Annotated in this window: 23 protein-coding genes and 1 pseudogene; 12 read left to right on the top strand and 12 right to left on the bottom strand. The window is 42.2% G+C overall.

Annotated features, from left to right (window positions below; all coding sequences use genetic code 11):
• Window positions 1–121 precede the first annotated feature (121 nt).
• Entirely contained in the window at window positions 122–472 is a 351-nt protein-coding gene (locus IQ283_RS13230) for a glyoxalase superfamily protein (RefSeq protein WP_194220609.1), read from the top strand.
• A gap of 66 nt (window positions 473–538) precedes the next feature.
• Here IQ283_RS13230 and IQ283_RS13225 read toward each other — a convergent pair whose 3' ends face one another.
• Window positions 539–1018 (bottom strand): site-2 protease family protein, encoded by a 480-nt coding sequence (locus IQ283_RS13225; protein WP_242057344.1) that lies wholly within the window; start codon window positions 1016–1018, stop codon window positions 539–541.
• A 471-nt stretch (window positions 1019–1489) separates the two neighbouring features.
• Complete coding sequence (locus IQ283_RS13220) at window positions 1490–2227, bottom strand: SDR family oxidoreductase (protein WP_194220608.1); 738 nt, start codon at window positions 2225–2227, stop codon at window positions 1490–1492.
• Between the two features lie 111 nt (window positions 2228–2338).
• Here IQ283_RS13220 and IQ283_RS13215 point away from each other — a divergent pair, with 111 nt between their 5' ends.
• On the top strand, window positions 2339–2734 hold the full coding sequence (locus tag IQ283_RS13215; RefSeq protein WP_194220607.1) for a MerR family transcriptional regulator: 396 nt from the start codon (window positions 2339–2341) through the stop codon (window positions 2732–2734).
• A 34-nt stretch (window positions 2735–2768) separates the two neighbouring features.
• Here IQ283_RS13215 and IQ283_RS13210 read toward each other — a convergent pair whose 3' ends face one another.
• The 3 genes from IQ283_RS13210 to IQ283_RS13200 all read right to left on the bottom strand — a co-directional run bounded on the left by IQ283_RS13210 (window position 2769) and on the right by IQ283_RS13200 (window position 5295).
• On the bottom strand, window positions 2769–3512 hold the full coding sequence (locus IQ283_RS13210) for an SDR family NAD(P)-dependent oxidoreductase (RefSeq protein ID WP_194220606.1): 744 nt from the start codon (window positions 3510–3512) through the stop codon (window positions 2769–2771).
• A 115-nt stretch (window positions 3513–3627) separates the two neighbouring features.
• Window positions 3628–4365, bottom strand: a complete 738-nt coding sequence (locus tag IQ283_RS13205) for an ABC transporter permease (RefSeq protein ID WP_194220605.1) — start codon at window positions 4363–4365, stop codon at window positions 3628–3630.
• Window positions 4366–4383: 18 nt separating this feature from the next.
• A complete protein-coding gene (locus IQ283_RS13200; RefSeq protein WP_194220604.1) occupies window positions 4384–5295 on the bottom strand; it encodes an ABC transporter ATP-binding protein in 912 nt (303 codons plus the stop codon).
• A gap of 287 nt (window positions 5296–5582) precedes the next feature.
• Here IQ283_RS13200 and IQ283_RS24160 point away from each other — a divergent pair.
• The 5 genes and pseudogenes from IQ283_RS24160 to IQ283_RS13180 form a co-directional block, all read left to right on the top strand.
• A pseudogene (locus IQ283_RS24160) lies at window positions 5583–5813 on the top strand (NIPSNAP family protein); the annotation flags it as partial.
• Window positions 5814–5885: 72 nt separating this feature from the next.
• Window positions 5886–6323, top strand: coding sequence for an NUDIX hydrolase (locus tag IQ283_RS24155; protein ID WP_242057417.1), 438 nt, complete (start codon window positions 5886–5888; stop codon window positions 6321–6323).
• Window positions 6324–6637: 314 nt separating this feature from the next.
• Entirely contained in the window at window positions 6638–7066 is a 429-nt protein-coding gene (locus tag IQ283_RS13190) for a hypothetical protein (RefSeq protein ID WP_194220602.1), read from the top strand.
• Window positions 7067–7333: 267 nt separating this feature from the next.
• Window positions 7334–8863, top strand: a complete 1530-nt coding sequence (locus IQ283_RS13185) for a BCCT family transporter (RefSeq protein WP_194220601.1) — start codon at window positions 7334–7336, stop codon at window positions 8861–8863.
• 151 nt (window positions 8864–9014) lie between these two features.
• On the top strand, window positions 9015–9791 hold the full coding sequence (locus IQ283_RS13180; protein WP_194220600.1) for a 3-hydroxybutyrate dehydrogenase: 777 nt from the start codon (window positions 9015–9017) through the stop codon (window positions 9789–9791).
• Window positions 9792–9861: 70 nt separating this feature from the next.
• Here IQ283_RS13180 and IQ283_RS13175 read toward each other — a convergent pair whose 3' ends face one another.
• Window positions 9862–11151, bottom strand: a complete 1290-nt coding sequence (locus IQ283_RS13175) for a GntP family permease (protein ID WP_194220599.1) — start codon at window positions 11149–11151, stop codon at window positions 9862–9864.
• Window positions 11152–11480: 329 nt separating this feature from the next.
• Here IQ283_RS13175 and IQ283_RS13170 point away from each other — a divergent pair, with 329 nt between their 5' ends.
• The 3 genes from IQ283_RS13170 to IQ283_RS13160 are packed head-to-tail and all read left to right on the top strand — an operon-like array spanning window position 11481 to window position 13805.
• Complete coding sequence (locus IQ283_RS13170; RefSeq protein ID WP_194220598.1) at window positions 11481–11720, top strand: FeoA family protein; 240 nt, start codon at window positions 11481–11483, stop codon at window positions 11718–11720.
• Window positions 11713–12453: a FeoB small GTPase domain-containing protein gene (locus tag IQ283_RS13165; protein WP_194222224.1), complete on the top strand. Its 741-nt coding sequence runs from the start codon at window positions 11713–11715 to the stop codon at window positions 12451–12453. Before IQ283_RS13170 ends, IQ283_RS13165 begins: the two co-directional genes overlap by 8 nt.
• Complete coding sequence (locus IQ283_RS13160; protein ID WP_194220597.1) at window positions 12405–13805, top strand: ferrous iron transporter B; 1401 nt, start codon at window positions 12405–12407, stop codon at window positions 13803–13805. Before IQ283_RS13165 ends, IQ283_RS13160 begins: the two co-directional genes overlap by 49 nt.
• A 58-nt stretch (window positions 13806–13863) precedes the next feature.
• Here IQ283_RS13160 and IQ283_RS13155 read toward each other — a convergent pair whose 3' ends face one another.
• Both IQ283_RS13155 and IQ283_RS13150 read right to left on the bottom strand, forming a co-directional pair.
• Window positions 13864–14184: a DUF4306 domain-containing protein gene (locus IQ283_RS13155; protein WP_206759462.1), complete on the bottom strand. Its 321-nt coding sequence runs from the start codon at window positions 14182–14184 to the stop codon at window positions 13864–13866.
• 151 nt (window positions 14185–14335) lie between these two features.
• Window positions 14336–15376, bottom strand: a complete 1041-nt coding sequence (locus IQ283_RS13150) for a zinc-binding dehydrogenase (protein ID WP_194220595.1) — start codon at window positions 15374–15376, stop codon at window positions 14336–14338.
• Between the two features lie 146 nt (window positions 15377–15522).
• Between IQ283_RS13150 and IQ283_RS13145 the strand changes: the two genes are divergently transcribed.
• On the top strand, window positions 15523–16929 hold the full coding sequence (locus IQ283_RS13145; protein ID WP_194220594.1) for an amino acid permease: 1407 nt from the start codon (window positions 15523–15525) through the stop codon (window positions 16927–16929).
• Between the two features lie 59 nt (window positions 16930–16988).
• Here IQ283_RS13145 and IQ283_RS13140 read toward each other — a convergent pair whose 3' ends face one another.
• The 4 genes from IQ283_RS13140 to IQ283_RS13125 all read right to left on the bottom strand — a co-directional run bounded on the left by IQ283_RS13140 (window position 16989) and on the right by IQ283_RS13125 (window position 21227).
• A complete protein-coding gene (locus IQ283_RS13140; RefSeq protein WP_408962596.1) occupies window positions 16989–18368 on the bottom strand; it encodes a Glu/Leu/Phe/Val family dehydrogenase in 1380 nt (459 codons plus the stop codon).
• A 201-nt stretch (window positions 18369–18569) separates the two neighbouring features.
• Entirely contained in the window at window positions 18570–19553 is a 984-nt protein-coding gene (locus IQ283_RS13135) for a Gfo/Idh/MocA family protein (RefSeq protein WP_194220592.1), read from the bottom strand.
• Between the two features lie 157 nt (window positions 19554–19710).
• On the bottom strand, window positions 19711–20367 hold the full coding sequence (locus tag IQ283_RS13130) for a hypothetical protein (RefSeq protein ID WP_206759461.1): 657 nt from the start codon (window positions 20365–20367) through the stop codon (window positions 19711–19713).
• Window positions 20331–21227 carry an acetamidase/formamidase family protein gene (locus IQ283_RS13125; RefSeq protein WP_194220590.1) on the bottom strand — a complete coding sequence of 299 codons (897 nt, stop codon included), beginning with the start codon at window positions 21225–21227 and terminating at the stop codon, window positions 20331–20333. Before IQ283_RS13125 ends, IQ283_RS13130 begins: the two co-directional genes overlap by 37 nt.
• A gap of 286 nt (window positions 21228–21513) precedes the next feature.
• Between IQ283_RS13125 and IQ283_RS13120 the strand changes: the two genes are divergently transcribed.
• Complete coding sequence (locus IQ283_RS13120; RefSeq protein ID WP_194220589.1) at window positions 21514–22947, top strand: alkaline phosphatase; 1434 nt, start codon at window positions 21514–21516, stop codon at window positions 22945–22947.
• The last annotated feature ends 13 nt before the right edge of the window (window positions 22948–22960 follow it).

Here is a 22960-nt window from a genome sequence, read left to right as displayed (position 1 = left end):
TCCTCATTCGTTATATGATAAGAATAAGGTTAGACATCCCACTCAGTTACTTTAGTGGATAATCTTATTTAGATAATGGAATATGTTGTAAACTACGAAGAAAGGCAGGTTCTTTCTACTTATGATTACACCGATTTTCCGAATCTTTGATACTGAAAAGGCCACTGACTTTTATCGAGATTTCCTCGGCTTCAACGTTGATTGGAGGCATCGATACGAAGATAATATGCCCGAATACATTCAGGTTTCCTTTCATGACGCTCTTATTCATCTCACAGAACATCATGGAGATGCTTCTCCTGGAAGTTCAATAAGGGTGAAATTAAACAACGTCGAAGACTATCATCACACCCTTACTCAGAAAGAATACGCCTATGCCAACCCTGGCATGAAACACACTCCCTGGAAAACAATCGAAATGACCGTCACCGATCCTTTCTTAAACCGGATTACGTTCTATGAAGAGAAGTAGCTGGCAGCGGAGAGCGGGTGCCTGTCACCTCCCGCTTCTTGTCGAACGCTGTCAATACCCCATCAATTAATCAATTGGGTCTTCTGCTTTTCCGTAGCGAATAACATCGTAGATCGCCATGCCATCACTTGGTTTTCCATCGTCGTTTTTATAAGGCATTAAAGAGAAAAAGACAAAATAAAAAGAAAAGTAAACAAACTGTCTAAATACGAGAGCTTTCGGTAGCACTTCTATGAGAATGAGATAATTAATCATCAGTATGAGTATAACGTTAAAGAGGCTACCACCAAGATAAATGGCCACGTGTGCCCATGTTTGGTTGTAAGTTAACTTATCGTATTGACACCAGCCTTCCATAAAATATTTCTTCCTAACCTCTAGAGGCCCTATATCAAATAATTTCTTACCAGTTCCGATACAAAATTTAATTCTCCCCCCAAAGATTCTCGCTACTAGTACGTGACCAGCTTCGTGGACCAATGTAACGATTGGCAAAATAATAAAGAAATTCACAAAAAACATCGGGATGTCGCTTAACGTAAACATGTATAACCTCCATTTTTTTCGGGCTATGTTAGCCAATTTTAGTAATCTTGCTAATACGCTTTTACATGATGTTGGCTCAAAAATGACTTCCATAAAACTGACGCTCTCTTCGCTTTTAAGGCATAAAAAAAGCCGAAAAGGATTCACTCTCCTTTTCGGCTTATGTCTGATGCTAATTGTCCAGATCATTGCTACCTTACATATATATTTGTTTCTCTTTGAGTTTGGTTGTCAGTATTACAAATTGCTCTACCTGGTGATTTGCGTATGAGTATGAACATACAAGTTGCGCACCACATCACCTAGATGAGTTATTTATGAGTTATTTATGAGTTATTTATGAGTTTGTTGTAAAAGTCGTGCTTTAAAAGACCAAACATCTTATTTCAGTCTCAATTATCCATTGTAACGGCACAGGTTAAAAAAATGCAAGGAAAAAGGAGAAGCCACACTCAGCTTCTCCTTTTTTCCTTACCACTCTTGATTAGTAGGACGAACTAGGATTTCATTGATCGCTACTTCAGCAGGCTCTTCAATTGCAAACACAATCGTACGTGCAATGCTGTCTGCTTTAATCGCACCGCTATATACTGCATCGATCGAGGACTTCACATCATCATCTGTGATCGTTTCAGTTAGCTCAGTGCTGACCGCCCCTGGAGAAATAATCGTTGCTCGAATGTTATTTCCAACGGACTCTTCCATTCTAAGCCCTTCCGTAATGGCTCTTACAGCAAATTTCGTTGCACTGTATACAGAGCTACCTGGGGAAATCTCATGACCGGCCACTGATGAAATGTTAATAACATGCCCTTCCTTTTTCTCTCTCATATAAGGAAGAACTGCCCCAATACCGTAAAGTACACCCTTGATGTTTACATCGATCATTTTGTCCCACTCATCATACTTTTTCTTGTGTAGGAGAGAGAGTGGCATTAAACCAGCGTTATTCACAATAACATCAATCTTACCAAATGTATCATACGCATATTTGGCTAATGACTCCATCTCTTCAGAAGACGTAACGTCTGTAACCTGATAGATGGCTTCACCACCGCTCGCTTCAATTTGTTGCTTAAGTTCTTTCAAACGTTCTTCACGACGAGCAGCTAGAACAAGCTTTGCACCTTTTCCAGATAGTAGCTTCGCCGTTTCTTCACCAATTCCACTGGATGCTCCAGTAATGATAACAACTTTCTCTTTTGCCATTGGTAGAACCTCCATACATTATATTCATCAATCAGTTCAATTGATATTTCACACTCTATAGGTTAAAGTGCGGTTTAACACAAATGATTTGACTCGAGACAGGAGGTTCTAATGGATAATCACTACTCTATGAAGGAAATAACATCGATAACCGGAATTACCGCATCAGCCCTTCGCTACTATGAAAAAGAAAAAATCTTACCTTTTATTGAACGAAATCAGAAAGGTGTAAGAAGATACAATGATCAAAACCTTGAATGGATTCACTTTATCCTAGCTCTTCGCTCAACGAATATGTCTATCGCTGAAATTAAATGGTATGTAAATCTCTATCATCAAGGGGAGGAAACGATAGAAGAAAGAAGAAAGCTTCTTCACGATCATCAGCAAAAAGTTGCAGAAGAAGTGAAGCTGCAACAAAAATATTTAAAAAGAATCTCAAAAAAAATCGCTCTATATGACGATGTTACGACGGATTTGCAGACAATTGCCTGTGAAATTCATTAAAAAAGAGAGGGATCAGAACCCTCTCTGCAAAACCTTATACATCAGCCGAACCAAGCGTCATTCCCCCATCGATTACCATTTCGGTTCCCGTACAATAGGAGCTCTCGTTCGAAGCAAGAAATGCGACGGCTCTGGCAATTTCCACCGGCTGGCCAATCCGACCAAGTGGAATGGACTGATAAAAATCTGGAACCCCTTCCCCTTGCGTAGCCATTTCTGTCTCAACGCCTCCGGGATGGATCATATTAACACGAATCCCTTTTGGTCCTAACTCAATCGCCGCTGCTTTCGACATGGCGACAACAGCAGCTTTCGTGGCCGCATAGGCAGTAGATTGCCCAATCGGAGCAAAAGCTGATATTGAAACGTTATTTATGATTGAACCTTTCTGCTGTTTTTCCATGAAAGGAACGACAGACTGCATGCCAAGGAATACGCCGAACTGGTTTACGTTAACCATTTCCTGATAATCGTCGATCGTTAACTTAATAAATGGTTTTCTTTTTAATATACCGGCATTATTAACGAGCGAGTCTAAGCGCCCAAATTCCTCACCAATCTCATCCATCACTACTTCCCAATCCGCTTGCTTCGTAACATCTAATTGCACAGGGTAGGCGCTATTTCCTATAGAACTAGCTACATCCTTTGCGCTTTCATACTGTCGAGCTCCAATGACGACACGTGCTCCTAATATAGCAAGATGCTCGGCAATGGCTTTTCCTTGCCCGCGATTACCGCCTGTAATTAAGATGACTTCACCGTTCAAATCTGGCATTTCACTCTCTCCTTCAGCGTTTTAACTAGAGTTTACACGAAGTATGTTTAGAATTCATTCAAAGACATAAGGAAAAAGCTACGACAGAACGAAAATCGCCCGCCATAGCTTTATGTTAGCTTCGAGAATTTTTCAAAAACCGTGGATAGGCCGAGAAAGCAATCGCTCCACCTACTGCGCCAGCTAGAAAAAGGATAAGCAGATTAAACCAAACATCGCTTACGCCACCGTTCTGAAGAATAATTTCCTTATACCCATCAAGCGCCCAGTATTGGGGAAACCCTTTACTGATGTTCTGCATAAATTCTGGCATCGTTTCAACGGGCATCCACAGTCCACCGAGCAAAGCTCCGCCGAGTGCAATGATTTGCGTGAGAGCAATACCCATGTTTTCCGTTTTCACAAGAACGGCCATCGCCATTCCCCAACACGTGACGATGAAGGAAAGGGCAAGAGATAAAATGATGATGGCGATCGGATCTCCTAATGAAAGATCATACACAAGAATTCCAAATCCGAACAATACCGTAATCTGAATCAAAACGATGATAACGAACGGTATCCATTTTCCAATAAAATAATGGATGATCGAAATCGGCGTACTCGCGATTCGAGCAACCATGCCCCTCTCCCTATCTTTTACAAAAGTGATCACCATCGATATCATAATATAAAAAGCAAACATGATCGTATATCCTGGGATAATTTGCGTAACCACTTCTTTATAGTTCCCCATTTCAGAGAAAATCCCGACAAACGCCACAATAAACACAATCGGCAAGATGAACGTCCAAAACCATAACCCTTTATCATGTACCGTCTTCTTTAGTTCAGTTCTAACAATAGCCCACATGAGCATTCCTCCTTTCGTTTAGGCATCACGTAGCTGAGTTCCTGTTAAATGAAAGAAAAGATCTTCTAATCTCGGTTGATATAATTCCAATCTTCGAGGCTCCATCCCCTCTTCTCGAAAACGCCCAATGACTTGTTCAAGCGTAGCAAGTGGATTCTCTGAAGTTAATAAGTATCCATTTCCTTTTCTTTCAGGGCTACCGAAAGGAGATAATAGTTCTTCTGATATACCTTCTCCAGAAATGTATAGCGAAGGCTTGCCATATCGCTCAAGCAATTCACCCATTTCACCGTACTCCATCAGCTTACCTTTATCGATTAAGCCGATGCTATCACACAGCTGTTCCACCTCTTCCATATAATGACTCGAATAGATAATCGTGCTTCCTTCTAACTTTAGATGATGGATAATCGAAAAAATCGAATTTCTCGATTGAGGATCAATACCAACTGTCGGTTCATCCATAATCACAATGGACGGTTTATGAAGCAAAGCACATCCAATGTTCAATCGGCGCTTCATTCCACCAGAATAAGTAAGCACCTTATCTTTTCCCCGATCTTTCAAACCGATCTGATCAAGCACCTCTTCGATCCGAACCTGAAGATTTCTCCCTTTTAACCCATAAAGATGACCGAACAAACTTAGGTTTTCTCTTGCTGTGAGGGTTTCTTCTAAACAAATTTCCTGTGGCACGTAGCCGATTTGCTTCTTGATCGCCTGCCGATCTTTCGATACATAATGGTCATTCACCGCCATTTCTCCATCAAACTGCATTAAAATTCCCGAAAGTATTTTCATTAACGTCGATTTCCCAGCTCCATTGGGACCAACAAGACCAAAACACGTTCCTTCCTTAATGCTAAAACTAATGTCATCTAGCGCCTGAATGGGACCGTATTGTTTACTTACGCTTATCACATCAATCATTCGCCAAACTCCCTCCTCTCAAGATCATAGAGACTACTTTCTTCTATCCAGCTACAAGTACGTATTGTAATGATGGAAAGTTTCTTTTTCACAGCTTTTAGGCTTCTTAAGAAAACGAATCAACTTTCACTTAATACATATATATAAACCTCCACTTACATTCGATATCGCTATACATCTTCATTACTACTACGGAGCGGAGTAAGAAACCTCTATTAATATTGCGAAAATAGCTACTAATTGAAATAATATAGTGAACAGTAAAATAATGACATTATCTATTTTATATGAAACGAGGGGTTATTCCATTGATTTACAGAAGAAAAACGTATGCGATACAACCCGAAAAGCTTAACGAGTTCAATGAGTTTTTTCATACTTACCTCTACCCTAATCAATTAAAGCACGGTGCAAAGCTCATTGGTCGATGGGTTAATGAAAGCGAAAATGAAATTACAGCCACATGGCAGTATGATAGCATCGAGCAATATGAGGGTATCGAACGTAGCATTAGACAAAGCTCTTTACATACAAAAGCACAAGAACGAAGAGCCGAATTAGGAGAACTTTACCTCGATAGCCGAGAGGAAATGCTAACTTCAACAGCTGAACCTTATTCGTATCACCCGCCAAAACACATCGTGTCCGCAGCTTCCGTTATTTTAAATGAAGATAATGAAATGCTTTTAATCAAAGGCCCGCGTAGAGGTTGGGAGATGCCTGGAGGTCAGGTTGAAGAAGGGGAATCCTTGATCGATGCGGCTGTACGTGAAGCGAAGGAAGAATCCGGCGCAGATATTGAAGTCGTTAAATTCTGTGGTGTGTTCCAAAATGTAAAGTCCTCGATCTCAAATAATATGTTCTTAGCCAGGTTTGTTGGCGGGGAACTCACAACAACACCCGAAAGTCTTGAAGTTGGCTTCTTTACCATTCCTACAGCGCTCGAAATGGTAACGTGGAAAAACTTTAGACAGCGAATTGAATACTGTTTAAATGAAGCGCAGCATCCTTTTTATGTCGCTTTTTAATAATCGATAAACCGCCACTCAATAGAGGGGCGGTTTTTATATGGGCAAAATTGGTTTACTTCCTCGTTTTAAAAGGTATTTATTTACATATAAAAGGATGATATACGATGCAATCCTCTTGGCGTAAAGTTTTAGAATTGCTGTTAATTGGGATGCTCTTCATTCCCATCTTGACTGTTTTAAACAATGAACCGATTTTCTCCTCAAAAAACATCTCCCTTTTTCTCGGTATTCTAACTTTCAACGTCTGCTTATTTCTTTGGAGATGGTTACGTAACTGACGATCATAAAATAACCTACTTGGAGGGCTGAAAATGACGAAGAAAAAAGTGTTATCACCTTTTAAAGAGTTTCTCGTTATGTTCTCACTGTTTGGTATTCTTTTCGGTGGCGGCTTTCTTGCCTTTTATTATTTTGGTTTTAACATTGGTTTCCCCATTGCTCTCGCTCTACTGATTCTTATCGCTTACATATCAAGGCGATTCATTAAACAATCCGACGAAAACTTTCTTACACCAACTGATCGCAAATTCAATATGAAGAAACACCCATGGTTTGTCGGCATTCCTCTCTTTATTCTTTTTTTCGTCGGAAATTATGTTCGCTATGATGATAGCCTCATCACTGCTCTGATTATAACGCTCATTAACTTTTTCTTTAGCTTTGTGATGGTGCTCGGTGTCTATTATTTTAAGATGAAAAATTACGGATACAGATTGAAGGATGGACACTGGTCTAAATAATTGAAAATAGGAGTTGTAAAACCGGAAGAAATAGCTGTTTCTTTCCGGTTTTATTTTATTTCCATGGGGTATTTATGAATTGAAAACACAATTTCGACTGAATTCGATTTTATTTTACAAAAAAGGGGGTTAATGGAATCGATTACCTGAAAATTAATCTTACATTAATAAAGTAACTAATCAGATTAAAACTTCTCTCTTTACACCATACTAACGGTAGTGATAGAGTAAGTAATTGTGTTTAAAAAGCGATTAAAGGAGTCTTCTATGAACAATAAAGAAACTGGGCGTATTGATTGGCCCGTCTTTGGAATAAGCGGTGGAGTGTTAATTCTCTTCGTTATTCTTGCACTTTTTGATATTTCATTGGTAGAAAACATTGTTAGCTCAAGCTTTGCCTGGTCTGCGAGATTTTTCGGAGGGTTTTGGCAAGTATTAATGCTAGCGACGTTCTTCGTAGGTATTGGATTGGCTTTCTCAAAATATGGAAAGATAAAACTTGGCGGTATGGACAAGCCTGAACTAAGCCTCTATAAATGGTTATCCATTATTATGGCGACGCTACTTGCGGGTGGCGGTGTGTTCTGGGCAGCGGCTGAGCCGATGTATCATTTCTTAACTGTTCCCCCTTCTCAAGATGGGAAAGGCATTGAAGCAGGTACACAGGGCGCGATTGATACAGCACTTGCACAAAGCTTCATGCATTGGGGCTTTCTCGCATGGGCAATCCTTGGAACGATCAGTGCTGTTGTTATGATGTATGGTCACTACCATAAAGGCATGCCGATGAAGCCACGTACGCTTCTTTATCCTATTTTTGGTGAAAAACTTCGCCACAGCTGGTTTGGAACGCTTATTGATGCGTTTTCTGTTATCGCAGTTGCAGCAGGAACGATTGGACCAATTGGATTCTTGGGATTACAAGCAAGCTATGGATTGCAAGAAATCTTCGGAATTCCAAATCAGTTCAGCACGCAGTTCTCGATTATTTTAGCGGTTGTCGTGGTTTCCACGATCTCAGCCGTAACTGGACTTTACAAAGGAATTCAATATTTAAGTAGCTTTAACGTTCGACTGGCTATTGGATTAATGGTGTTTATCGTCATCTTCGGACCTGGTGGCTTTATCTTTAACCACTTTATCTCTGGATTTGGTGTTTATGTCGATCAATTTGTCACAATGAGCACATTCCGTGCTGATACAGGCTGGCTTTCATTCTGGACAGTCTTCTTCTGGGGCTGGTTTATCGGATACGGTCCGATGATGGCGATTCTTGTGAGTCGTATTTCAAGAGGACGTACGATTCGCGATATTATTATTGCCGTTTCTATTTTTGCACCAGTTATTTCAACATTCTGGTTCACGGTACTTGGCGGATCAGGGATTTTCTTTGAAATTTCTAACCCAGGTTCCATTTCAGAAGCATTAAATGCAGCTGGTAATCCAGCCGCGATGTTTGCCATTACAGAACAATTCCCGCTCGCAAGCATTGTTTCACCACTGTTCTTGATTCTAACGATTCTTTTCGTTGTAACAACAAGTGATTCCATGTCTTATACAATTGCGATGGCCGTTACAGGCGAAGGCGATCCACAAAGATGGCTTCGCGTATTCTGGGCTATTCTAATGGGAACTGTTGCCGTAATCCTACTCATTACTGGAGACAGCGGTATTACGCAGCTACAGAACTTCATTGTTGTCACAGCTGTTCCGGTCTCCCTCATTCTCCTGCCGATGATCTGGCTCGCTCCTAAAGTAGCCAGAGAAATGGCGAGAGATCAGAACATCATTAAATAAGAGAAGAATTGAGAAGGCGCACTATCTTAGGATAGTGCGCTTTTTTGGGTTTTTGGTGCCTGTCACCGCCCGCTTTAGCTCGAATAAAGTCGAAATATCTTCTGTGAATTTGGGTATCCTAAGAGCTATGATACTTAAGGAGGATATGTCTATGCTTGAAGGTAAATGTGCGTTAATTACTGGTTCTGGTCAGGGTATTGGACTAGAGATTGCAACAGAGTTTGCGAAGGCCGGAGCGAAAGTGATGTTAAATGATATTAACGAGGATACGCTTAAAGAATCCGTAGAGAGTTTAACGTCCCAAGGGTTTACCGTTGAAGGTGTCGTAGCTAACGTTGCGAAGGAAGAAGATGTGAAGAATGCGATTGATGAAACAGTTAAGAAGTTTGGTCGCATCGATATTCTCGTGAACAATGCTGGCATCCAGCATGTTGCCCCTATCGAAGAATTCCCTAGTGAGAAATATAGCTTAATTCTTGACATTATGCTCAAAGGACCTTTTTACGGTATCAAGCATGCCTTCCCTATTATGAAGGAACAGGGATATGGCCGCATTCTAAATATGGCTTCGATTAATGGGCTAATTGGTTTTGCCGGTAAAGCTGGCTACAACAGCGCGAAGCACGGCGTGATTGGGTTAACGAAGGTTGCAGCCCTTGAAGGCGCTGATTATGGGATTACTGTTAATGCGATCTGTCCTGGGTACGTTGATACACCACTCGTTCAGAATCAGCTTGAGGATCTTGCTAAAACCCGGAATATCGAGAAAGAGAAAGCTCTTGAGCAGGTTATTTATCCACTCGTCCCTCAGAAGCGGTTAATTCAAGTTCAAGAAGTAGCCGACTATTCGATTTTTCTAGTGAGTGAAAAAGCGAAGAGCATTACAGGTCAAGCAGCTGTTATTGATGGCGGATATACAGCGCAATAAAAGTAAAAACCCCCGGTCTCCTTTTTTGATAAGGAGAACCGGGGGTTTTTACTTTTTACATTTGAGACAATTAGTTAACACCCATCATTGCAAGGAAGATAATCGCAATGGTCGCTATCATCGGGATGATCAACCCAACGACAAATACGTCTTTGTAAGAGTCTTTATGCGTTAGTCCTGTAACAGTGAACAATGTTAACAGTGCGCCGTTATGTGGGAGAATCGACGCTCCTGAAGCTACTGCCGTGATCCGGTGGAAAGCTTCTAGGCTAAGATTGTTATTAATCGCAATATCGTAATATTCTGGTCCGAGAGCTTCAAGTGCGATACCCATACCACCAGAAGCTGATCCAGTAATCATGGCCAGGAGCTGTACTGCAAAGGCCTCTGAGAAATATGGACTAAGTGGGATAGCGAAAATGAGATCTTTCACTGCTTCAAACCCAGGTGATGCTGTCACGACAGAGCCGAAACCAACAGCAGCACTTGTATTAATCGTCGCCATAACGGAACCAGATGCGCCTCCGTTGATCGCTTTTATAAATTGCTTGTAATTTTTAATATTAAAGAGCATGATGAGTAGAATTCCGATACCAAGCGCAACGAGAATACTTAAGTTTTCAAAAGCGTTTAATGTTACAACTACAGCAATTAACGGAATAACAGAAAGAATCCAGTTTGGAAGCTCATCTTCGTTAATGCTTTTCACTTCGTTCGAGCCCTTAGGCTCTGTAAATTCCTCACCATTTTTCGTGAGTTGTTTCTCGCGGAACTTCAGATAGAAATAACCGCCAACTGCCATAATTAAGCCAGCTACAATCCCAAGAATAGGCGCGGCCATTGTAGACGTTTTGAACGTATTAATTGGGATAATGTTTTGAATCTGCGGCGTTCCTGGCAGTGCTGTCATCGTAAACGTAAATGCCCCAAGAACGAATGTAGATGGAAGTAATTTACGTGAGACGTTTGCCTGACGGAACATCGCTACGGCTAGTGGGTAAACGGCGAATACAACAACGAAAAGACTTACGCCTCCGTATGTAAGAATCGCTGCTGAGATAAGCATACCGAGAATCGCACGTTTCTCACCAATCAAGTTTGAAATTTTATAAGCAACAGACTGTGCTGCTCCTGTGTCCTCCATTAATTTCCCGAAAATGGCACCAAATAAGAAAATCGGGAAATAAGCTTTTGCAAAATCAACGAAGCCCTGCATGTATGTTCCAGTGTAGGCTTCGAGAATGTTCATACCGCTCAAAATTGCTACAATACCTGATACCAACGGGGCGATCCAAATAATCGACCATCCGAGGTAAGCTAAGAGCATCAAAAGAGCGAGCCCTACAAGAATACTAATCATAGCTGATTTGCCTCCTCAAAAATCTTCTGTCTGTTTTACTATGTCCAATCCAGGCAAATCTAAATCGACATAAGTCGACTTGCGCGTGCCTGTCACCACCCGCATTCACTCGAATGATGTTACCCGTTAATTTTCAATGTAAAACGCTATTTATCACTTTTATCTCCTATTCAATGAAATTCATAAAAGTAAAAAATATCGAAACATTCTCGCTTTCTTTATTAATAACCATTGACATATGCCCCTGTTGTTACATACGATGAGGATACAAAGTTTGCCCGAGGGAAAAATAGTAGACGAGGGTTAAAAGAGTAAACGGAGGACAACTAATGAACTTATATGACGGTAAAAAAGGAGATCGCATCCGAATTAAAGAGGTAGCCATTGATGGGGTCATGAGAAGAAGACTTCTTGATTTAGGCTTTGTTCCTGGAGCTGTCGTTGATGTTCTAAAGAAAAGCCCACTTGGAGACCCAATTGCTTTTCGCGTTAGCCATACAACTATTGCACTCCGAAAAGAAGAAAGCACAAAAATTACTGGGGAGCTGATTCAAGATGACTATGAATAATACGTATCGGATTGCGCTCGCTGGTAATCCAAACACAGGTAAAAGCACCTTATTTAACGCCCTGACAGGTTTGAAACAGCACACTGGCAACTGGGCCGGTAAAACAGTCAGCTTGGCGGAAGGCGCCGTTCACTACAAAAAAAGCTTGTTTCGGCTGATCGACTTACCCGGAACGTACTCACTGTATTCGAATTCAACCGATGAAGAAGTCGCACGTAACTATATCGTTTTCGAAAAACCTGACGTTACGCTAGTTGTGCTTGATGCGACATCCTTAGAACGTAATCTGAACCTTGCGCTACAGGTGATGGAGATGACTTCAAACGTTATTGTGTGTATCAATTTAATTGATGAAGCCAAAAAGCGTGGTATTGAAATAGATGAACAGCGGTTAATGAGACAGCTTGGAGTTCCAGTTCTTAAGATATCCGCACGAAATAAAACTGGATTCCCTGCTCTCCTAGATACGATTGACCGTATGATTCAGGGAGAAATTAGCACCTCCCCTTTTTCGATTCAATACAACGAGGAAACCGAAGCAAAAATCACACAGCTTGAGCCGAATGTAAAAAAGCTTGTCGGAGATCGGTTTCCTACAAGATGGATCACCTTAAGACTGCTTGATGGAGATACATCGTTACTTGATGAAATACAAAAGAGAATGCAGCAAGAGGAGGACTTAACGTGGAACACAGTGGGGAAAACGAGCGCCAATCATTTAGAGAACTTCTAGATCAAGCAAACGACCTGTCAACTTCCTCTCTACGAGACGAGGTTGTCCAAAGTTTATATCAAACGAGTCAACAAATCTGTCAGAAAACAGTTCGCTTCACGAAAAGCAAAGAAGATAAGAAAACAGAGCGACTGGACGCTGTATTCACCTCGCCGATTTGGGGATTCCCCATCATGCTCGCCATGCTTGGGCTTATTTTCTATCTCACCATCGCCGGGGCAAACGTCCCCTCTTCTATGCTTGCAAGCTTCTTTACATGGTTAGAAGATTATATTTCAATGGCCTTCACTGCATTGAACTCACCAGACTGGCTCCATGGCGTACTCGTTCTCGGGCTTTATCGCGGAACGACCTGGGTGATTAGTGTCATGCTGCCGCCAATGGCGATCTTTTTTCCAACGTTTGCTTTACTGGAAAGCTACGGGTATTTACCTCGCGTCGCGTTCAATATGGATCGGTTGTTTAAAAAGGTTGGCGCGCACGGCAAGCAGTCTCTCACAATGGCTATGGGATTCGGATGTAATGCAGCTGCCGTCTTATCCACACGCATCATCGAATCCCCGCGTGAACGGATGCTTGCAATACTAACGAACAACTTCGTACCGTGTAACGGTCGCTGGGGAACCCTCATCGTGCTTGCCTCGCTGTTTATGGCAGCTGGATTTACCGGAGGAATGCAAACACTCGTCTCATCTGGCGTTATTGTTGGTATCGTCATTTTTGGTATTTTCGTTACGTTTGTTGTGTCATGGGTACTTTCTAAAACAATGCTAAAAGGCGTACCGACGCACTATACATTAGAACTCCCGCCTTACCGGAGACCGAAATTTTTCGATACAGTTGTACGCTCTTCTCTTAATAAATCGTACGCGGTTCTTATGAGAGCAATCAAAATCGCCGCACCTGCTGGAGTGCTCACTTGGGTGTTTGCGAACATCTATATCGGGGACACGAGCATCTTTATGTACGGAGTGAACTTCCTCGACCCGTTCGCTCAATCACTCGGGTTAGACGGTTATATACTGCTTGCCTTCATTCTCGGATTGCCTGCGAATGAAGTCGTTCTGCCGATCTTGCTAATGGGATACTTATCGACTGGATCGATGCTTGAGGTTGATAATCTGGCTGACTTAAAGAACATTTTTCTTGATCAGGGCTGGACTTGGTTAACGGCTCTTAACATGATGTTATTTTCCTTGCTTCACTATCCATGTGGCACAACGTTGATTAACATTTATAAAGAAACAAAAAGCTACAAATGGACGTTTGTTGCCTTCATCATTCCAACCGTTATTGCGCTAGGCGTTACATTTGCTGTTGCTCAATTAGTAAGAGGAATGGGATGGGTTTAGAGAACTCAGCGAATCAAAAAGCATGCCCATCGCAGGCATGCTTTTTCCTATTCATCAGTTATGAACTCGCTATATTCTTTCTCTGCACATAAGAAAGCTGCTTTTTCACAAAGTAAACTAGTAGGCCGACGATCAAACAGAACGACAGCAGACAAACCCCAGTCATGAGTGGAGCCACTTTAAAAGCGTAGAGAAACATGTCAATTTCATAAATATCTTTCGAAGCGACGACTGTGCCTGGCGTGAAAATGAGATGGCTTTTCCAATCTGACAGAGTCGATAATTGACTTGCCGTCCAGGAGGTAGCCCAGTACGAATACCCAAAGACAGTAACGAGACAAAGCATCGAGTAAAGTTTTAAGAAACCCCTTTTTTTCACACCATCACCTCTATGATTTTATACTGTATTTATTCGATGACTAAGGTGAACATTCCTGTATTTTCCTGAAATTGGTGTGCTCATACAAAGCGTTTCCCTTCAATTCAAGAAAACACCGATTTCCAAATAGGAAATAGGTGTTTCAAGCGCTCTATTCTTCTGGAAGTAGAACAATCTTCCCTAATTTACCCGCCTTTTTAAAATATACCTGCGCATCTCTCGCCTTTTCTAACGGAAAAGTTCGATCAATAACGGGTTTGATTTTACCTTCCGCTATCGCTTCAAGCATGCGTTTGAATTCGTCTCTCGTTCCAAGAACAGAGCCGTAAAGAGTAATGTGCTTTAAATACATCGTTCTAAAATCAAGTTCTGTCTTCTGGCCACCAGCTGATCCTGATGTACAAAACTTGCCGCCTTTCTTTAATACTTGAAGCGACGTTGCGAATAGAGCATCTCCTACTACGTCTAATACCGAATCAATCGGACCACCGTTTGCTTCGATGATTTCTTCAGCGAGCTGATCGGATTTATAAGAAAGAACATGAGTGGCACCGAGTTCTTTCAGCTGATTTTCTAGGGCAAGGTCGCCAACGATCGCAATCACCTTAGCTCCGAATACGCGAGAAGCGATTTGAACATTGAGCGATCCAACGCCACCGTTCGCCCCAGTTACCATGATCGTTTCACCTGGCTTGGCTTGAATTTGTTCAACCATGTGCCAGGCCGTCATTCCACTTACAGAGAAAACCGCGCTTTCTGTAAAGTTAGGAAGGGGCATATCAAAGCATAATTCCGCTGGCCAAACGACGTATTCGGCATAGCCACCGTCGTATTCAGAACCAACGAATGACATATCTTCAGAAATATGCTCCAATCCCTCTTCTCCACTAGAGGTAAATGGAAACAGCACAACATCTTTTCCGATCATCTTCTCGTTATGCTCATTGCCGGCTTTTACAACCGTCCCCGTAATATCAGACCCCGGCGTTCTTGGAAACTGAACTCCTTCTGGACGCCAGCCAGATTTCTTACCAGTTCCATAAGCTCCTTCTCTCATCCAAATTTCCGTGTTATTGATGGCGCATGCTTTTACCTTAATGAGCACCTCATCCGCTTTTGGCTCAGGTATCGCTTGCTCCACCACCTCTAATTGATCCACATCACCGTACCCCATTACTTGAACTGCTTTCATTAATTTATTTCCTCCATTCAGTAGAAGATGGTGCCTGTCACCACCCGATATTTGTCACATTATGTCTTGTTGGATATTTTATCAGTTTCTTTCTCAAGATAGTAGTAATAGGGTGATTCATTTGATTGAGAAAGTAGGTAGTCCGTATGAGAAATGAACATATTGTTCAGCAAACGGTTCAGCGTGCTCAGGAAAAGAAAGCGAACAAAGGCGATGATCACCAGCTTCACTGGTGGCAATTAACGCTTATTGGAATAGGTTCCATTATCGGAGCTGGTTTTTTTCTTGGTACCGGTCTATCCATTGAACGAGCAGGTCCTTCTGTTCTTATCGATTACTTAATTGCCGGGATTATCGCCTTCCTCGTTTTTAGCGCACTCGCTGAGATGTCTGTTCATGACAATGAGACGGGTTCTTTTAGAAAGTATGCTCAAATGGCTTTCGGTCATTCAATGGGTTTTATGAGCGGGTGGATGTACTGGGTGTCAGGCTTGCTCATTATGGCGAGTGAAATTACAGCGCTAGGGCTTTTCACCCAGTATTGGTTCCCGTCTGCACCGCTCTGGCTATTGATGATCCTCTATACAGCACTTGGCATAGGGATTAATCTCTTAGGGGTGAACAATTTCAGCACGCTAGAATCGTTGTTTGCCGTTGTGAAGTTAGCCACACTCATCGGATTTATTGGCTTTAGCTTACTGTTTTTATTTGATGTAGTTGCGCCAGCGTCCTCTGTTCAAACCGAGACAGTGAAGATGATCTCCCTTTTTCCAAACGGCTTAATGGGTACATGGTCTGCGATGATCTTCGTTCTCTTCTCTTTTGGAGGGATTGCGGTCGTAGGGTTAATGTCGAGTGAGCTTAAACATAAAGATGAAACACCCAAAGCAGGACTCGCTACCGTTGTGATTCTGACCGTTCTTTATTTGTTATCGATTTTCTTTATTCTCTATATGGTTTCATGGACGGTGATTAGCGAAGAGGAAAGCCCATTTGTCACCGCCCTTTCGCAGTTTCAAATTCCTTTTATCGGATCGATATTTACGATCATTTTAATCACCGCAGCTTTTTCCACTATGGTTGGAGCCTTATTTTCCATTACGAAGGTGCTTGTCTCTCTTAGTCACGCTGGAGATGCTCCTAAATTACTTGATCAACACACGAAAAAGGGCGTCGCCACACGGGCATTGGCCTTGAATGCTATCGCACTCGGCATCATGATTTTCGTATCTTACGTGTTACCCGATAAAGTGTATGAATACTTAACAACAGCAGCAGGGATTATGTTGATTCTAAACTGGGTGGTCATCCTCTCTTCCCAAATCAAAAACCGCCGCCATTACATTGAAACACCAACGAAGAAAAGATACTTTAAAATGATTGGAGCGCCCTTCACCTCCATTCTCGGCGTTGTTCTCATCTTCATCGTCATAGCTGGGGCTGCATTTCAAGAAAGTGAACGGATAGGGCTATTTATTAGCATTGGGATAATGGCGATTATTTTCATCTCGTATTTTTTTGTGAGAAGGAAGACACAATCTACTCGCGAATGAAGGCATCAAAAAATGAAAAAAGCCCTCCGTCGAAAATAACAGAGGGCTCTCTTCCTAAATTAATAGAGCTTCCCATGACGATAAAGAATATTCGAAAGCTTCATCACGGTGTGAATATAACAATTCTGTCTAAGGGCAAAAGGGTCACTGAAAAACTGCGGATAAATTTCGTCCATCGTTTCCTTCATTTTCTTAAAAAGAAGCGAGAATACTTCTTCTTCACTGTAGAACTGTGTTTCTCTTCCTTGTAGCCATTCAAAATACGATACGATAACACCGCCGGCATTCGCCAGGATATCTGGAATAACGAGCACACCATCTTCACTAAGCTTTCGGTCGGCGCCAAGGGTAATCGGGCCATTCGCTCCTTCAACAATCATGCGCGCTTTCACTTTATCGACGTTGTCATCGTGAATCTGATCTTCAAGTGCAGCCAAAATGAGAATATCTGTGTCAAGATAAAGCACATCCTCGCGATCCTGAATGTCTGCTTTAATATTATGTTGACTTAGTGCTTCATCCGTTGTCGGCAAATCACCGTCATGATTCGAAGTGAATTCAATAAGAGCCTTCACATCAAGTCCGTCTTCATTATAAAGTGTAACGTTGCGATCACTTACCGCTACAACTTTAGTATCTAAATAGTTACAGCTGTAGGATTCCAATGCCGCTACGGAACCTACGTTACCAAACCCTTGAATCCCAATTGTGAGCGGGCGTTTCGAATGCTCAAGCGCCGTCTTCGCAAAACGGTTATCATTTTTCTTAAACCACTCTTCATTCTCCTTCACAAAATTATGAAGCATGTAACGAAGCGTATAGTAAACCCCTTTTCCTGTCGCTTCTCTTCGACCAAGCGATCCACCGTTCACCTGACTTTTTCCTGTAAAGCTTCCGCGATAAGGACGTCCTTGATGTATGCTTTTGTATTCGCCCATCATCCAGTCCATTTCTCGTTCACCTGTTCCCACATCTGGTGCAGGAATATCTTTATCCGGACCTAATATATCGCAAAAATTTTGAACGTACGTTTTCGAAATCGTATGTAATTCTTTTTCCGAGAACTCACGAGGATTAATCACAACGCCGCCTTTTCCTCCACCAAATGGCACATCGTGAAGCGCATTCTTAAGCGTCATCAGCGTTGCAAGGTTAATCACTTCATCCTCTTCAACTGTTTCATGGAATCGAATACCACCTTTATACGGGCCGACGGCATTATTATGCTGTACTCGGAAAGCGGGAATTCGTAAAATCTTGCCGTTCTCAAGAGGAACGCGAAGAAATGATTTTTGAATTTGGTTCGGTGTAGAGAGAATCGATTCAAGCGACTTGAACGCATTCTCACGATCTTCATCCTTGAAATTTGGTAAAAACGATTCATCTTCGAGTAGTGCATTTAATGATTCTTGAACAACTTCTCCATATTTACTAGCCAATTTCATCCCTCCATTATTTTCTAGTCTATTAATATCGTACCCTTTTGAAACTAGTTCAAACGGGCTGGATGAAAAGGCTTACTAATTTTTTTAACACAATCACAAAAACCACCGTACTACCTAGCATTGCTTGATAAAAAAAAGCCTGGCATTAGGCGGAATACGCTCATGCCAGGCTAGGAATTTAAAGATCTGATTCTTTTAACGTTGATCAGCCGGAAAGACGACTCCGATTTGCTTACGTGCCTCATCCATGACTTCCACTGACCGAAGAGAATTTTCGTGTGAATTAATCGAAGACTCCAGTTGCCCAGACTGAATGAGCTCAATGAACTCCTTCGCTTCATACATCATCGTATGAGACTGGGTCTGTGAGAGATCTTCAATTGATCCATCTCGATAGTGGATTTTCACATCAAGCGGTGAACCTATTTTATCGATTAGAATGCTACCATTCTCTCCTTGAATTTCGGACGGAAGATGAGAATCTGTGATTTTGGAGTACATGATCACCGCTTCTTTGTCTTCATATCTAAGCAAAATACTACCTTCTCCATCAACGCCAGACTCAAGCATAACGCCTTCTGCTTTAATCGACTGTGGCATTCCTAACATTGAGACAACGGGGTACACACCATATACACCGATATCCATCAGTGAACCATTGGAGAATTTCGGGTTAAAGGCATTTAACACCGTTCCTTCTTTATAAGCATCATAGCGAGATGAATACTGACCGTAATTTGCAACAAAGCGACGTACCTGTCCGATCTTATGCAGGTTCTCTCGCACCATTTGCATGTTTGGCATAACAGTTGACTTCATTGCTTCCATAAGAAGAACCCCATTCCGAGAAGCAGCCTCAACCATCTGTGTAACCTCGCGCTTATTTGACGCCATCGGCTTCTCACAAAGCACGTGCTTCCCAGCATTCATGAAAATAACCGACTGCTCTGCATGAAGCGAATTCGGACTCGCGATATAGACCGCGTCGATCACATCGCTGTTAGCCATCTCCTCGAGACTCGTAAACGTCGCTTCTGCCCCATGCTTCTCAGCAAACGCCTGCGCCTTCTCTTCTGTTCTAGAGTAAACCGCCGTTAGCTTAAATTCGCTAAGCTCATTTGCCCCCGCGAGAAAATTATCCGTAATCTTATTCGTCCCAACCACACCAAAACGTACCATCGTATTCCTCCTATTTTGTTCGGCAGGTGACAGGCACCGCCCGCCTTACGCCGAAATGTGTCACATTATGTAATTAGATTTAGTTTAACGCTGTCCGTGCATCGTTTCAATGGAAATGAATCAAACAAACGCAATGCTGCATAAGCATTGCTTTTGTTTATTCGCTTTCTTCTATTTCCCTTTCATACCTAGCATACATCGTTTCCAGTGTCCTCAAGCTACTATCAAACGTACCATGAAGGTTACCGTATTGAATTTGCGCTAAATCTCGAGTTAAAAAATTCGCATTCTTTAGCTCTTCTACACTTTCTTCAATCGCAAGACAGTTCTCAATAGAAAGGCGCAATTGTTTCTTAACATCGGCGGAATACGTCTCTTCAAAAGACAAATCGATTAATACATTTCTCGCTTCCTTGACATCAAAAGCTACATTATCAAGACCCTCTTTCGTCATGATGACCGCCTTCTCACTCATAAGCCATTCTTGGTCGTACATCTGCAAAATATATTGAAGTCGATCCATTGTAGGATCATCCCCTGAACCTTCAGCATACTTCTTGCTTAATCCATTCATTTTCTCTGTATAATCTTCTACAAGATAAGGATCCGGGCTGTAGGAGATTGATCGATGCAAACTAAGAGAAGAATAAGGGTAAAACCATGTGATGATAGCGAAGAAAAGCACAAGAGCGCCAATGAGAGACAAGATCGTAAGCTTTGTTTTACGTGACATTACGAGTGACAGGCACCACCCGAATCCGCCCGAACGCTGTCGAATCAAATCAAGCGCACGCCAAGCTGCTTCTCTAGCCATTTCGGTACAGCGAACCTAGCTGTCATTAATGGATCCACAACCTGACAGACTTCCACCTGACCAACAGCACTCATCAGCATCGTCGCTTCCCCAATGGACATGCCTGTTTTTTCAGAAACCCTCTCAACCATTAGCTCTGTCGCAAGCTTCACGGCATCATCCAATGTGTCGGCAGACGCAATCTGTGTAACAACCTCTTTGTTCTCTAACATTGGTTGAACCAGTGGCTCTCCCTCTAACACTTCAAGCTTAACGGTCGCTCTTCCAGGCACTTCAATGCCCGATACACTGACTTCTCCGTCCCCCATTGCCGCGTGGAAATCACCTAATCCAAACAGTGCTCCTTCCGCAAATACTGGGAAATACAGCACGGCTCCTTCTGTTACCATCTTGTTATCCATGTTTCCACCGTGAGCCCCAGGGGTGCCGCAAGAAATGCCTTCTCCTTCAGGCGCAACTCCAATCACTCCGATCATCGGATTGAGCGGAATCATAAGGCCATTGAAGTGGGCTACGCCATCTTGAATAGGAATAATCTTAGACTCCATCTCTTTCAAACGGTGCCCCATAATACCAAGCTCCGGTCCAACGACCATAACACCCTGATCTCCAATCTCGAGCTTTTCAATCGTCACCTTTAACACATCTCCAGGTTTTGCTTCATTCACATAGATTGGCCCAGTCGCTGGATTCACTCGGTTCCAATCAATCCCGGTAATCTCATCTTCTTCGGTTTGAAGCTGATTTTCAAAACAGTCATACGTCACAATTTCTATCGTCGCGCCTGATGGAACAACTTTTACTGGCTTATGAGACTTATTAAAATCATAAATAACAGAATCGTTCATAAGTAAATCCATTTAGCATTCCTCCAACTGTTTCATTATTAAGATAATTCTAACAGTTTGAAACCGTCCTTGACTACTTTATTCGCTTAACTCCTAAGTACTCTTCAAATAACTAGTTCTGTGAAAATAGTCTCGAAACCGCAAGTTTATTCGGTCATTCGCAGGTCACTATCTTATTACGACTAGTTATTTAATCCCGATTTTCTTAATAGCATCCTTACAATCTATTAACATTCACTTCAAATCTATCACGTAGACTATGGGCTGTGAGAAAAAATGATTCGGGGGGAACCTACACATGTTTACTAAAAATGTTAAAAAGAAACTCATTCCATTCGCTGTGATTTCATCATTAGCCGTTGCAGGATATGCTGGTGTGTCTACAGATACAGAAGCTAAATCCGATAACAGCAAAAAAAATAAGAATGAAATCGAGAATGTCATTTTCTTAATCGGTGACGGTATGGGGCCGAGCTATACAACGGCTTACCGCTCATTTATGGATGATAAAACAACACCTTATATGGAAAAAACAGCTTTTGATGAGTATCTAGTAGGCGCTCAAGAAACGTATTCATGGGATCCTGAAGAAAGCGTCACGGACTCTGCTGCAGCAGGAACGGCCATGGCTGCAGGGGTGAAAACTTATAACGGCGCGATTTCCGTTGACGTGGACAAAAATGAAGTAAAGACGGTTCTAGAAGAAGCTAAGGAAAATAAGAAAGCAACTGGTCTTGTCTCTACTTCTCAAATTAACCATGCAACGCCAGCATCGTTTGGTGCGCATGATGAAGATCGCAACAACTACAACGACATCGCTGACGATTACTATGATGAGATGATTAACGGTGAGCATAAAGTAGATGTACTACTTGGAGGAGGAACCTCTTACTTCGAGCGCTCAGATCGCAACCTAACAGAAGAATTCCAGGAAGATGGCTACAGCTATGTAACATCGAAGGATGAGCTTAAGAAAGATAAGAACAAACAAATCCTTGGCCTTTTCGCTCCAAAAGGAATGGATAAAGCAATCGACCGTACAGAAGATACACCATCTCTTGAAGAAATGACAGATGCCGCGCTTAACCGCTTAAGTGAAGATAAGGATGGCTTCTTCCTTATGGTAGAAGGTAGTCAAATTGACTGGGCTGGTCATGATAACGACGCTGTGGCAGCGATGAGTGAAATGGAAGACTTCGAGAAAGCTTACGCAGCAGCGATTGAATTTGCGAAAAAGGACAAGCATACGCTCGTCGTTACAACGGCTGACCACTCTACTGGTGGCTTCGCAATGGGACGTGACGGTGAATACAAATGGGATCCTGCCCCACTGAAAGCAGCGAAAAAGACGCCTGACTACATGGCAGCACAGATCGCTGATGGCTCTGATGTTGAGAAAACACTTACTGAAAACATCGATCTTGACTTAACATCTGAAGAAATCGCTTCTGTCAAAAAAGCCACTGAAACGAATGACGTTGTGGAAATTGACAATGCCATTGAAAAAATCTTTGATCTCCGTTCAGGTACTGGCTGGACAACTGGCGGACACACTGGTGTTGACGTGAACGTCTATGCTTACGGTCCACAATCTGAAAAGTTCGCAGGTCTTCACGACAATAATGAAACAGGGCAATTGGTGATGGATCTTCTAAATGCCAAACAGAAAGGCGATCACGAGAAAGATGACGATCGTGACCATGACAACGATCACCACAAGAAAGACAAATAAGGAAGAAACTCCC

Source organism: Pseudalkalibacillus hwajinpoensis (assembly GCF_015234585.1).
Lineage (GTDB): Bacteria > Bacillota > Bacilli > Bacillales > Guptibacillaceae > Guptibacillus > Guptibacillus hwajinpoensis_B.
Note: the sequence above shows the minus strand (reverse complement) of the source record. Positions and strands in the feature narration are given on the sequence as shown.